The following is a 12434-nucleotide window of genomic DNA, read 5'->3' as shown; positions in this document are numbered from 1 at the left end:
CATTTATTCATGTCTCAGGGCTTCTATCGGGTTCAGGTTTGAGGCTTTCCATGCCGGGTACAGACCAGACAAAAGACTCGTTACAATTCCGAAAGCCATTCCGAATGGAATATAAATAAGCGTTGAAGGCTCAAGCACATACGACGCATCCTGGAGAACCAGGTACACCGCAAGATACCCGCCGATAAAACTGAATATAGCGCCTATCAGAGACCCCAGGAAACCAAGTACCAGCGCTTCATAGAGAAACATTCTCATTACTTCGGCTTTCTGGGCCCCGATACTCCTCATAATTCCTATCTCCTTGATTCTTTCCGTAACAGACATCATCTGGACATTGAATATCGATACTCCGGCAACGATTAGTGATATTCCCCCGATTGCCGTTGTAAACATGGATATCTGGTCAAAGGTGGTCAGAAGCGTATCAAGAATCGCCTTTGTGTCAAATGCAGTAATCACATCGTGACGCCTGTTCATCTTCTTTTCAATGGCGTCAATTGTTGCATCTATAGTGTTTATATCAGCCACCTTGACTATGACCTGGTCATAATTGTCTTTGTCATACGTCGACGTGATGTATTTATCAGTGACGAAAATCGCATTGTCAGGACTTATATCAAACCCCATGCCCCTTTCTTCAAGGATACCTACCACCCTGAGATTATGTCCGCCAAGTTTTATCCTGCTCCCGGGTTTCAGTGAATAGTCTTCGGCGATTTTTGATCCTACCATGCATCCGGACGAGCTTTTAAGCCACTGCCCGTCGGACAGGCCCAGAAGAGCCGGCATATCTCCGGTATCAAGCCCGTAAACAGTTGCAAGACCATCTTTACCTCCTGCCTTTATCTCGTCATAATCAGAGTAAAGAGGAATCACCTTGTTTCCTCCTCCGCCTGCCGCGTTCGTTATATCCTTGACCTGTCTTTTGGATATATTGTCATATGTCCCCCCGTAAGGATATATTACAATTGAGTCACCTACATCGGAAAGCTGGTCTGAAACCGCCATTACAAGACTGTTTCCAAGCATTCCCATGGCAGCTATTGCAGCAACACCTATCACTATCCCGATAACGGCAAGAATGGATCTCAGCCAGTTGAGCCTTACATTTCTCTTTGCAAATTCAAAGAAAAGCATTTTTTTCACTGGATTTCACCGTCCCTGATGACTATTGTCCTGTCGGCAAATTCGGCTGTGCCCGGGTCATGCGTAACCATGATAACCGTCTTTCCCTGGCTGTTGAGTTCGGACAAAATATCCATCACCTGAAGACCGGTTTTTGTATCAAGATTTCCCGTAGGCTCGTCGCACAAAAGAATAACCGGACTGTTTACAAGTGCACGTGCTATAGCGACTCTCTGCTGCTGCCCACCTGAAAGCTCAGCCGGCTTGTGGTGCATCATGCTCTCGGTCAGACCAACCTTTAAAATAAGCTCCCTGCACCTTCCTTCGTTGTCTTCATGCCTGTATTTCATTATATACGGATATTCAACATTCTCTTTTACGGAAAGAAGGGGAATAAGGTTGAACTGCTGGAAAATAAATCCTATAGTATCCCGCCTCAGGTCGGTAAGCTCAAAATCGGTGAGCTCCCTGACGTTGACTCCATTTATCAGAAGTTCTCCGGATGTCGGAACGTCAAGGGACCCTATAAGGTTCAACATAGTCGATTTGCCAGACCCTGAAGGCCCCATAATTGCGACGAACTCCCCCTTCATTATATCAAGAGACACGTTTTTGAGGGCCTTAACATCACCGAATGGCAGCGGATATGTCTTACTTACGTTTTTAAGGCTTATAACTGGCATATCTCCGGTCAAAAAACAAACACCTCCAAAAAAATAAATTGATTTTTCAGATTTCAGAATACATCCGGCCAAAAATTTACTTCTTCCACGACCTGTATACAGCAGCGCCGGCAACAAGAGCGGCCAGTACCACAACTACTATAACAATAACATCTGTGCCAAAACCGCTGCCTGCACTGCTCTGCGTTTTATCTCCCTTTAAAGGCAGGCTGTCTCGTATTTTAACAGATATGGTCTTTGTGTAGTCATTTCCGTCCTCATCTTTGTAGCTTACAACAACCGGGACTTCGAGGACATCGTCAGGCACGGTAAAATCAATATAAAAAGTCGAAAAATCATCAGACTCAAGCCCTCCTATTACATAAACTTTGTTGGGCTCCGTAGGCTCCGCCGGGCTTTTTGTAGTAACTATAATCGATTTTGCATCCTTAAGTCCTGCATTGGTGATATCTCCGGATATCTTATATCCTTTTCCTGATGTGGTCACCTCTATATTGTTCACAACCGGATTGGCATTTTTCTTGTCTTCACCAAGCTCCACGGGAACAGTTATACTACTTTCATGCCGGTTTACTCCGTTTCTGTACTCCGCTATAAATTCAATTTCACCATTGTCTTCAGGTGTTGCGTCGAACATTACCTCAGCATTCTGGTTAGGCTTCAACTCTCCGATGAACACACTGGACTGCGTAAAGGATGAAACATTGCTGACGGGTTTTACGAAAACACCGTTTACAGTGTTTTCTCTTGGATTTCCAACAACTACCTTTATCGTTTCCTTTACATCCTTCTGGAATACGTCAGGTTTTTCGACAACCGAAAGCTCAATTGGTGTAGCCTCAACTTTTACTGCAAGAGGGTAACTCATACTTCCCCCGTTTACAAAGTCAAGGTAAAATTTCGGGTAAAATATCCCGCTTCCGGAGGACTTAACCGTAAATGAGAACTCCTTTGTAACTCCAGGGCCTATAGCGCCTACGGTTGAATAAGCGCTTTCGCTTTTAAGAGAGAGGTCTTTTGTAATAAGTGTCGCTCTTTTTATGTTTACACTCTCAGTGCCGGTATTTTGAACAGATACCTTCACCAGAGCCGTGTCACCGGGCATAAGGACACCTGGATCAGTTTCATACGACAAAACCGCAAGATGGGACGAGGCAGAATCCGATATGTCATCTGCCGATACGTGAACACCAATCAGCAGAACAACTGCCAATGCGAAAAATATAATTTTTTTTATCATTTCAACATTCCGTGCAAAAATTTTATTCAGGGTTTTTCAGACAACTGACGTTAAAACAAATACAAGGTCAACAAGGATAGGAATGCCAACTGCTATCGCTGCACCCTTAAACTCCATTCTTCTGCATTTTATAAACCCAAATATCCAGACATTTGCACTCCACAACAGAAATATCACCGACACGACCGCAGACGCCGTCATAAGAGGACCAGTTGACATAAGTTGCGTAGCGGCCTCTACTTCCGCCGATGTTGAAACAGGGGAAAGAGACAGCGACGACACATGGGCATATGTGAGAACCGTTGCAATAACAGTGCCGAATATCTGGGGTACAATACCGTATCCTGTAATTTCAAGAGTACGGGAAAAAGACCCTTTTCCTTTGAGGGGAATCGAGATTATATGCATAACTGCCGCCCATATAACCCACATTACAAACGATCCGATTAAACCCACAAAAAAACCTATGAACGGGAGGACACCACTCATAAACGAAGCTTCAGGCGGGAGGATGTCTGAGGATGCTCCTGCAAGAAGGGCAGCTGAGATTCCTGTGATAATACCTGTAACAAGGACTATTAACGCCGGGTATTTCAGGCTTTCAGGCTTATTTACAAGCTCATCAAAAAATTCCTTTGGGGACAACAGAATTTCCCGAAACATATTCATACACAGTAATCATTTATCAATTATATATATTGAGAGGATCCCGCAGATACCTTTGCAGAGAATTTAAGAGTTATTTGTCGCTGAAATCATAATGCTTTTTTAAAAATTCGCGAATTTTTGCAGACTGAAGCCATCCTCTGTCAAGTCTTGTGATTATGTCGTTTATTTCTTTGACCTGGCTAAGAATCTTATCAGAGATTTCGTCATTACATATTTCTGCATAGCCGGAAATGACAGCCAGCGGATTTCTTATTGCATCGTTTAATATTGCACTTGTGGCAAGGTTGTCCTCTATATCCTTCAGTGCTTCTGCCTCTCTTCTACGGCTCTCCTTTTCCCTGGAGATATCACGTATCAGGCACAGCCCGTAGACAGTATCTCTGATCTCAATAAGCCCGGCCTTGATGTAAACCGGAAATACTGTGCTGTCCTTCTTTTTCATTTTTTCCTCGAAGGAATACCTGCTCTCTTCGCCGGGAGTTGCAAAATAATCAATATAGTCCTCTCCGGGAGGCACTACATAGAGGTCGTCAATATTTTTTTTTAGAAACTCTTCATACGAATATCCAAAATTTTTGCATGCCGTTTCGTTTACCTCAAGAATCCTGCCCGGCATTTTATTGGGTTTGACCTCATAAAACAGGACAGCCTCCATGATGCTGTTATAAAGTATATGAAATTTATTTTCGCTTTCCTTCAGGGCATTCTGGGATTTCAGAAGGTCTGCATTCTTTTTTTCAAGCTCTTCGATCTTTGTTTCAAGCTGAGAAAGGACTCTTTTTGTGTATTTCTTAAGATATTCCTCTTCCGACTCGCTAGTACTGGATTTTTTCATGGGTGCAATTATATCCGGGTTTTTAAGCATGCCGTCAATTATTTTCAGGAATTCGTCAGGGTCTACGGGTTTTATTATATATCTGTCAGCGCCGAGGTCAAGGCCGAATTTCTGGTCTTCTGGTGAAGTATATGCCGCGGTATAAAAGACAAAGGGGATGTCCTTAAGATTTTCATCGCTTTTCACCTCCCGGCAAAGCTGAAATCCGTCCATTTTCGGCATCAGAATGTCACTTATTATCAGGTCAGGCTTTGATTTATTAAGAGAATTCAGCGCGTCCTCTCCGTTTGCAGCAGTTATAACCTCATATCCTCGACTTTTCAGCACAGACTCAAGCAGGTACCTGTTCTCATTTAAATCATCCACAACAAGTACTTTCATATTGACATCATTTCCCCTAATCCAGAAACTTCATTATCTGGCTGACAATTTTATCCGGGTCTATCGGCTTTTCTATGTATCCCGTACAACCAAGCCTGAGACTCTTTTCACGATCACCTGTCATCGCATATGAGGTTACTGCAATTATAGGAATTTCGGACAGGGCCTTATTCTCCCTTATTCTGCGTGTCGCTTCATATCCGTCAATTCCCGGGAGCTGAATGTCCATAAGTATAAGTGAAGGCTTCTCCCCGGAAGCCATAACAACACCTTCCTCTCCTGTTTTTGCCCAGATTACCTCAAATCCGTTCTTTTGTAAAATAAACTGAATCAGATAAAAATTGTTGGGATTATCCTCCACAATAAGAATTTTAATCATCATCCCCCTCCTTCAACGGCAAAATCAGGATAAATTCACTCCCTTTGCCAGGGGTGCTGCTTGCAACAATTCTGCCTTTAAGCGCCAGAGCCAGCTTATTCGAAAGATACAGGCCAAGACCGGTACCTTCTGTCAGACGTCCTTCCGTCGAAATTCTAGAAAATGCTTTGAAAAGATTTTTCATCTGGTCCTCGGGAATTCCTATACCAGTATCCTTTACTGAGATGTAGCAGCCTTCAGCTGATATCCCCGCCTTCACCATGATTTTTCCGGCGTCGGTAAACTTCAGGGCATTGCTCACGAAATTTATCAGGATCTGCCTAACTCTTCTTTCGTCTCCTGATATCACGAGAGTTTCAGGCAAATCAGACTTCATTTCAATGTTCTGGTCTTCTGCAGCCTCACGGAATGACAATATGACATCATTGATAAGCGGGACCAGATCGAATGAAGTTATTGAAAGCTGAATCTTGTCGGCCTCGATTTTGCTTATGTCTATGACATCATTTATGAGGCTTAAAAGATGACGGGAACTGTTTTCAATGATTTTCAGCTGTTTTTTCTGTTCGTCGTTTATTTCTCCGCTCCACCCTTTAAGGAGAACCACGGTAAACCCGATTATGGAGTTTAAAGGTGTCCTCAACTCATGGCTCATTGAGGCTATAAACATTGACTTAAGACTGTCGAGATTTTTCAGGTTCTCGTTTGCTTCTGCAAGTTCACGTGTCCTTTCCGTGACTTTCTCCTCAAGTTCGGCGTGAGCTTTTTTAAGATCTGATTTTGCCTTTTTTTCATACTTTACAGCAATATTCAGTTTTTCTTCTTCCAGTTTTATCCTCCCGACCATTTTTCTGAAGGCATCTGCCAGGACAAAAATTTCACCTGTTCCTCCGACCGGGATGTCCTGATTCAAATCACCAGTCTCTGCAATATTTCTGCTGATCTTTGTAAGTCTGGAGAGTGGTCTTATTATCTCATTGTTCAGGACCAGAATAGACAATACACCAAGAATAACAAGAGATAATATAAGGGAGACAAGAACAGTAAACACCACATCATTGGTCTCTTTCTGTATTTCTACAGAAGGGATTATGACTCCTATCTTCCACCCCGAACCCGGCGACGTGCGGTATATCAGGTAATTTCCGTCAGATAAAATGACACCACTGTCGTTATCAAGGAATTCGGGGGATTTTTCTTTTAAAATACTGTCAATATTGCCAAAACTTCCTGAAATATTCTCTTCTGAAAGGATTGTGCCATTACTGTCAGTAATTACTATTTTCCCGTTTTTTATGGGTTCAAAACCGGTGAGATAATTTCCCATTTCGGCAAGGGTTATACCGGCACCTACAACGCCGTAAACACTGCCTTTTTCGTCAGTCAGCGCCTTTGCAACAACCAAATTCAGATCAGACGATGTCAAAGAAAGGTAAGGCTCCGTTATAACGACAGATTCAGGATTTTCCTCTGCGAGGGTGTACCATGGTCTCTCCCTTGGATCGTATCCCGCAGTGCTTCCGGAAAGGTCAGGTGACCTTATGAAATCTCCGCTGTCAGTTCCAAAATAGACATAATTCACATGCTGGTGGGTAATGTAATAGTTATAAAGTGTCTCTTCCAGTTCATCCTCTACCTGCAGAAAACTTTCATTCATATAGTTTTTTTCACTGCATGATAACTTTTCCAAATCCCTGTTATTCCGTATAACCATTTCAGACTGCAGGGAAAGCTGATAAACATCACCTTTCGTTGAATTGAGATAGTCTGAAAAAGAGTAGTCTATTAGTTTTAGGTATTCGTCCGAACTTTTTGTTATCGCATTAAGACTGTGCTGGTTCAGAGTTACAGGAAGAATTACTCCGACAAGGAATATTACAAGCAGTGCAAGGCACAAAAAAATCACCACAACCCTTGTCTGAAGATTCATGCGTGAAAAGATGCTTTTTTGAAATATATAATTTTTGAAGATACCAAAAGTCTTCCGGAACACATCAGCAAAGAGGCGGACTGAAACGTTATTCAGAAACGGAGAATATGAGATTTTCAGGCAAAACGGTATTGAAAGGATGGATATTAGGATACTTTTTTGAAAATACTTTATTTCAGGATATTCCAGTCTCCTAAATAAAAGAGGACTCTTTTCTTATCGCAAGCCTTAATACCGACTCAGGCACTTCAGTATAGAAACGCGGACAACTGCTCTCAAAGTTTTTTTTCGCACTGCCGCAACTTTCGCATGACATTCCACAGTATTTTGAAGGATCGGGGAGGGGGACGAGTTCTTCAAGGGTCTTTTCGTTTATAAGGATCTGAAACGCCCTCTCACCATCAATATTCTCCTCTTTTTCACTGAAATTTATTTCAATTCCTTTTCCGGCCAGAAAAGAGCTCATATCATAAGAAACGTCACGCGGGCTTCTCAGGGTATCAGAACAAACCGGCATATACCCTTTGCGCGAGGGGTTTTTTAATAATACAACATCTATTTGTTTCATCATTTTTCCTCTATTCCGCCAAAGTATTCATCAACCCATTTGGAGATATCACTCAGGACACTCCTAAACCCGTCCATAATCTCCTCTTCGGAGCCTGTAAACTCTGAAGGATTATAAAATATTTTTTTCACAAGGTCACGATGTTTAGGAATTTCAGGTATGTCACCGCTGCATTCGCACATTAAGACAACGGAATCGAAGGTCATCCCTCTGTAAAAATCAAGTTTTTTAGGTTTTTTCCCGTTTATATCGATTCCGGCTTCCTTTAAAACCCCGAGAGTATGCGGGTTTATAACAGGTGCCGGATTGATTCCGGCGCTGAATGCCTCATATTTGTCCTGGTATCCGGAGTTTAACACCGCTTCCCCCATCTGCGACCTACCGGCGTTATGGCTGCAGATAAAAAGAACTTTTTTTCTCTCTGTCATATTAAAAACCTGATTTGTGCAAAGTCATGTTTGTATTTTATTCATCATAATATTCATTCATAAGAAAATAAGAAATTTCAAGTGAAACCGGATTATTATGAAAAGAGACGACAAAAGTTCCGGTTAAACCGTTAAAATTTTAAAAAGAAAAAATGGTTGTAAATATAAGTAGGTTATCTGAACTGTTAGTCCGGTTGAACACCCCGGAAAGATTTGCCTGGAATCTCCCCGGGGCAGTGGTGTTTGTTTCTCTCTTAAATAGGAGGAAATCTTATTTTTATGTACAGCAGAACAACTTAACCGTATGTTCCCTGTACAATGACTAGAGATTATTCAATTGTTGAAAGTTTGAATCCATTTTTGGGTTCCATTATGGATTGAAGCATGAAAATTACGTCATTTAAAGAGCATGTGACACATGATTCCCGATTCTGCTGACCACAGCCGTTAAACAGATGTTTTTTTCAGGCTTAACCCCTAACCGGATTTTCAAATTTTTATCTCTCCTTTTTCTTATCCCTCCCGGATTTAAGGTCACTCCATCTCATAAACTTAATATTAGAGGCTGATTTGAATTTGTGCACTACTGGTATGAGAGTTTAGATTTTATGGCGATATTTGTTTTATCAATAATTTGCGGTGTGTTGCGGTATGTTTAGATCGGCATTAAGCACGGTTTGAAGTGAATGTCCTAAAGAGGCATTTCTGCTACCAAATGCCCAAAGGCGGACGCTCCTTTTTACATGAGGTAAAAAGAACCGCTTTTCAGCTTCAAAGGCACTTTTGACATAGTATGGAGTGGCTGTCATTCCAGTTCTTTGCATTTTTTCCATACCGTATGCAGCCTTTGCGGGACTGCATACCCCTTGAGTCGAATACTTTCCGTTTTTCCTCTTTTTTATCACCTCTCACCTCCCCAATAATAGGAAATTGAATGCCTGAACATATATATATTGGTATATATGCAAACTGGATTGAGGACATTTTAGCGGATATCAGGTGAATTCAAAAGAATATTTAAGATTTTATTACATATAATCCCGGATAAAGAGTTGAACCGTTATAATGCCCGTTCCCTGAGCCTTTTCTTTTTCCGTGTCCAGGCATAGTACACTGTAAGAATAACAACCGCTGTTACAGCTACAGCCGCAATTCCATACCGGATGTCAATTAAGAACAGATCTTTTATGTATTCCGAACCAAGCGCGATGATATAGCACCCTGAGAGAGAACCTGCAACTACTGCCAGAAAAACGTTTTTTCCCGGTATTCCTATCATCTTCCCAACAATAGGTGTTGCAACACCCCCTGTCCCCTGCATTGGAATCATCACAAATACCGCAAGCCCGAAAGAGGAAAATCTTTCAATCCAGCGGTGTTTTGAAAAAAATTCCCCCCCGTGCTCCATGAAAGACTTCATCCACCGGTCACCAAGTACCGGTATTTTAAGCGCAAGATCAAAATTCAGTATCATAAAAAGCGTTGATATAATATCCATCATCGCAACCGAAGTGCCTATAATCCACCAGGGCATTCCAAGGGATATACCTATAGGAATTACTGACTCTTTTCCCGCCGGCGGAATAAAATAAATAAACATAAGCCCGAGAAGCGAGATGTACACCGCCTCAGGGAGAGACACGTATAAGATAAAAATGTAAATCCCAAGGACAATAAACGGTATTACCAGGTTAAATAACGCTTTTCCGGCTCTTGCCAGATTAACCGATCCGTTGCCCGGTGCCGTATCCATTCATTAAACTTGGTCTCTGTTTATAGATAAAAACAATCCATAAATACGTCCATTATTTAAAAAACCGGCACTCATAAAAATTTTCTCTTTTTCCTGAGACCCTCGCGCAGCCTTTTGCGGTGCCTCTCCCTCAAAAGATATAAGGACGCTATTACAAGCATCAGAGCAGACAATAATACCGCCGCTAAGACAGGGTCAAACCTGAAGATGTCTATGAAGTAAACTACTCCAAGAGCTATCGAAAACGAGCCTATAAACGCACCCAGGGATATCGAAGCAAGAACTTTGAGTTTTGAAAGCCCCATCATCCTGCCGACAAGGGTCCCTCCAATTCCCCCTGACCCCTGAAACGGGACAACGACAAAGAGCACAAGTCCCACTTCGGAGAGCTTTTCAAGCCATTTGTGTGATTCAAAGAAATTTTCCCCGCCTTTCATAACCCCTTTTATCCATCCTCCGAGAACAGGGATTTTTAGTGCAAGATCAAAGTTTAAGGCCATAAAAATAGCCCCGCAGATGTCCATCATCATCGTCGAGGAGGCGACAACCCACCACGGAATCCCGAAAGCAATCCCCAGCGGAATTATGCTCTCCTTTCCGGCAGGGGGAATAAGGTTTATGACCATAAGCCCCATCAGCTTTTCAAAACTTTCATACGGAAGTATAAGATACGTTATAAAAAAGTAAAGTCCTGCAACTATAAAAGGCAGGATAAAGTTAAAAAGAATTTTTCCGGCACGGGAAACCTGAAAAAAATAAGATTTTTCCTCCGTTTCTCCCGCAGTCATAAAACTTCCGTTTCCCTTATTACCCGGTCTCACTTATCCGGCGTACAGCCTCTTTAAGTGTGTCCATACCGGCAGCGTATGATATTCTGACCCAGCCCGGTGAACAGAACGCCGTTCCGGGAGTAGTTGCGACTAACGCCTTTGTAAGCCACTCATCGCAGACTTTCATGTCGTCACCGCAGACTTTTAGAAAAGCGTAAAACGCTCCCTGTGCCGGTGCGGTCTCATATCCGGCCCTGTTAAGCTCTGATATCAGAAACTTCCGGCGCCTGTCAAACTCCTGTCTCATATCCTCCACGCAGGCCTGGGGACCTTTAAGAGCTGCAAGACCTCCCCACATCGCAAATGATGCGGGATGGCTTATGGTATGCTGCTGAACTCTGGTCATCGCCTTTGTAATGTTCAAAGGTGCACAGGCATACCCCAGCCTCCAGCCTGTCATTGCATACGCCTTGGAAAAACCGTTCACTGTTATGGTCCTCTCGTGCATATCCCCTAAAGACGCAATTGAGATGTGCTCATTTTCGTATATCAGCTTCTCGTATATTTCGTCAGAAAGGGCAAGAATATCGTTGTCCTCGCAGATGTCCTTTATAAGGGTGAGAGAAGCCTTATTCATAACAGAGCCTGTAGGATTTGAAGGAGTATTAAAGACTATCATCTTCGTCTTTTTGTTTATCTTTTCAAGAATTGTATCATCGGCCTGAAAGTCACCGGCACGCAGTGAATGATGAACAGGACGGGCACCGGCAATCCTTACGGAAGGCTCATAACTGACCCATGAAGGATCGAGTATCAAAACCTCGTCCTCAGGGTTCAGGCAGGCCTCCATAGCCTCGTAAATGTTGTCCTTTGCCCCGCAGGCAACAACAATCTGCGAAGGGTCGGACGGAATCCTGTTTTCAAAGGACAGTTTTTCCGATATTGCCTTGCGAAGCTCTAAAAGCCCCTGGCTTGCCTCGTAGTGCGTTTTCCCGTTCTTCAGCGCATCAATGCACGCCTGCGTGATATGGGCGGGGGTGTCAAAGTCAGGCTCACCTATGGAAAGTGATATGACGTCCTTTCCTTCGGCTTTCATTTTTCTGGCCTTGTCTGTTATCTCAATTGTTGCAGACGAGGGTATTTTTGAAATTTTTTCAGAGAGTTCCTTCATGATTCCAGCACGACTTTCTTTTACTGCAGATATTTGGATTTATAAATCAAACGGATTTTAAAACCGTTCTTTAAAGTCTCTGGACCATCTTCACGGCGGACTCGACCGCACGCTTTGCATAGTCTATCCTGTCCGACGCCTCAATGCGTGTCATTCCCGGTCCTGATATACCAAGTGCGACAGGCTTGTCATACTCAAGCGAGAGGTCTATTATTTTTCTTGCCGCCTGAGCAGCAATAACTTCATCGTGCTGGGTCGCACCCTCGATGATACAGCCGATTGTCACGACCGCATCTATATTATCCTCTTTCAAAAGCTTTTTTATCGCAAGCGGCATGTCATATACGCCAGGAACGTATATTCTCTGGACAACTTCCGCTCCGAGGAATTTTGCGTGTTCCCCGCCTTCAAGCTCCATCATATATGTCAGGTCGCGGTTGAACTCTGCGACAACGAATCCAAGTTTTATTGTCATGACATTTTCTCCGTTACTCAGGTT

Annotated in this window: 14 protein-coding genes; all 14 read right to left on the bottom strand. The window is 42.9% G+C overall.

The window, feature by feature from the left end; all coding sequences use genetic code 11:
• Positions 1–3 precede the first annotated feature (3 nt).
• Entirely contained in the window at positions 4–1140 is a 1137-nt protein-coding gene (locus tag J2128_RS07325) for an ABC transporter permease (RefSeq protein WP_209690867.1), read from the bottom strand.
• 5 nt (positions 1141–1145) lie between these two features.
• Positions 1146–1811: an ABC transporter ATP-binding protein gene (locus J2128_RS07320; protein WP_209690866.1), complete on the bottom strand. Its 666-nt coding sequence runs from the start codon at positions 1809–1811 to the stop codon at positions 1146–1148.
• A gap of 76 nt (positions 1812–1887) precedes the next feature.
• Positions 1888–3024 carry a hypothetical protein gene (locus J2128_RS07315; protein ID WP_209690486.1) on the bottom strand — a complete coding sequence of 379 codons (1137 nt, stop codon included), beginning with the start codon at positions 3022–3024 and terminating at the stop codon, positions 1888–1890.
• Positions 3025–3087: 63 nt separating this feature from the next.
• Positions 3088–3714 carry a YIP1 family protein gene (locus J2128_RS07310; protein WP_209690485.1) on the bottom strand — a complete coding sequence of 209 codons (627 nt, stop codon included), beginning with the start codon at positions 3712–3714 and terminating at the stop codon, positions 3088–3090.
• Positions 3715–3790: 76 nt separating this feature from the next.
• Positions 3791–4936 carry a response regulator gene (locus tag J2128_RS07305; protein ID WP_209690484.1) on the bottom strand — a complete coding sequence of 382 codons (1146 nt, stop codon included), beginning with the start codon at positions 4934–4936 and terminating at the stop codon, positions 3791–3793.
• A 16-nt stretch (positions 4937–4952) separates the two neighbouring features.
• Positions 4953–5318, bottom strand: coding sequence for a response regulator (locus J2128_RS07300; RefSeq protein ID WP_245323462.1), 366 nt, complete (start codon positions 5316–5318; stop codon positions 4953–4955).
• Complete coding sequence (locus J2128_RS07295) at positions 5308–7245, bottom strand: hybrid sensor histidine kinase/response regulator (RefSeq protein WP_209690483.1); 1938 nt, start codon at positions 7243–7245, stop codon at positions 5308–5310. Before J2128_RS07295 ends, J2128_RS07300 begins: the two co-directional genes overlap by 11 nt.
• A gap of 193 nt (positions 7246–7438) precedes the next feature.
• Positions 7439–7816, bottom strand: coding sequence for a DUF2703 domain-containing protein (locus J2128_RS07290; protein WP_209690482.1), 378 nt, complete (start codon positions 7814–7816; stop codon positions 7439–7441).
• Complete coding sequence (locus tag J2128_RS07285; protein ID WP_209690481.1) at positions 7813–8241, bottom strand: arsenate reductase ArsC; 429 nt, start codon at positions 8239–8241, stop codon at positions 7813–7815. The genes J2128_RS07290 and J2128_RS07285 overlap by 4 nt, the downstream gene beginning before the upstream one ends.
• A 626-nt stretch (positions 8242–8867) precedes the next feature.
• The gene (locus tag J2128_RS07280; protein ID WP_209690480.1) at positions 8868–9146 is read right to left on the bottom strand and encodes a hypothetical protein; all 279 of its coding nucleotides are present in this window, start codon (positions 9144–9146) and stop codon (positions 8868–8870) included.
• Positions 9147–9301: 155 nt separating this feature from the next.
• Positions 9302–9994 (bottom strand): small multi-drug export protein, encoded by a 693-nt coding sequence (locus J2128_RS07275; RefSeq protein WP_209690479.1) that lies wholly within the window; start codon positions 9992–9994, stop codon positions 9302–9304.
• A gap of 71 nt (positions 9995–10065) precedes the next feature.
• The gene (locus J2128_RS07270) at positions 10066–10782 is read right to left on the bottom strand and encodes a small multi-drug export protein (RefSeq protein ID WP_209690478.1); all 717 of its coding nucleotides are present in this window, start codon (positions 10780–10782) and stop codon (positions 10066–10068) included.
• A gap of 19 nt (positions 10783–10801) precedes the next feature.
• Positions 10802–11935 (bottom strand): pyridoxal phosphate-dependent aminotransferase, encoded by a 1134-nt coding sequence (locus J2128_RS07265; RefSeq protein ID WP_209690477.1) that lies wholly within the window; start codon positions 11933–11935, stop codon positions 10802–10804.
• A gap of 70 nt (positions 11936–12005) precedes the next feature.
• Complete coding sequence (gene ribH / locus J2128_RS07260) at positions 12006–12410, bottom strand: 6,7-dimethyl-8-ribityllumazine synthase (protein ID WP_209690476.1); 405 nt, start codon at positions 12408–12410, stop codon at positions 12006–12008.
• Positions 12411–12434 lie beyond the last annotated feature (24 nt).

The organism is Methanomicrobium sp. W14 (assembly GCF_017875315.1).
GTDB lineage: Archaea > Halobacteriota > Methanomicrobia > Methanomicrobiales > Methanomicrobiaceae > Methanomicrobium.
The sequence above is the reverse complement of the archived record's forward strand: the minus strand, read 5'-3'. Positions and strand labels throughout refer to the sequence as shown.

Bases quoted from the DNA above. Each gene is read 5' to 3' on its own strand.
- J2128_RS07300 (WP_245323462.1), bottom strand. From the start codon at position 5,318: ATGATGATTAAAATTCTTATTGTGGAGGATAATCCCAACAATTTTTAT.
- J2128_RS07285 (WP_209690481.1), bottom strand. From the start codon at position 8,241: ATGACAGAGAGAAAAAAAGTTCTTTTTATCTGCAGCCATAACGCCGGT.
- J2128_RS07325 (WP_209690867.1), bottom strand. From the start codon at position 1,140: ATGCTTTTCTTTGAATTTGCAAAGAGAAATGTAAGGCTCAACTGGCTG.
- J2128_RS07310 (WP_209690485.1), bottom strand. From the start codon at position 3,714: ATGTTTCGGGAAATTCTGTTGTCCCCAAAGGAATTTTTTGATGAGCTT.
- J2128_RS07320 (WP_209690866.1), bottom strand. From the start codon at position 1,811: ATGCCAGTTATAAGCCTTAAAAACGTAAGTAAGACATATCCGCTGCCA.
- J2128_RS07275 (WP_209690479.1), bottom strand. From the start codon at position 9,994: ATGGATACGGCACCGGGCAACGGATCGGTTAATCTGGCAAGAGCCGGA.
- ribH (WP_209690476.1), bottom strand. From the start codon at position 12,410: ATGACAATAAAACTTGGATTCGTTGTCGCAGAGTTCAACCGCGACCTG.
- J2128_RS07295 (WP_209690483.1), bottom strand. From the start codon at position 7,245: ATGAATCTTCAGACAAGGGTTGTGGTGATTTTTTTGTGCCTTGCACTG.
- J2128_RS07265 (WP_209690477.1), bottom strand. From the start codon at position 11,935: ATGAAGGAACTCTCTGAAAAAATTTCAAAAATACCCTCGTCTGCAACA.
- J2128_RS07290 (WP_209690482.1), bottom strand. From the start codon at position 7,816: ATGATGAAACAAATAGATGTTGTATTATTAAAAAACCCCTCGCGCAAA.
- J2128_RS07270 (WP_209690478.1), bottom strand. From the start codon at position 10,782: ATGACTGCGGGAGAAACGGAGGAAAAATCTTATTTTTTTCAGGTTTCC.
- J2128_RS07305 (WP_209690484.1), bottom strand. From the start codon at position 4,936: ATGAAAGTACTTGTTGTGGATGATTTAAATGAGAACAGGTACCTGCTT.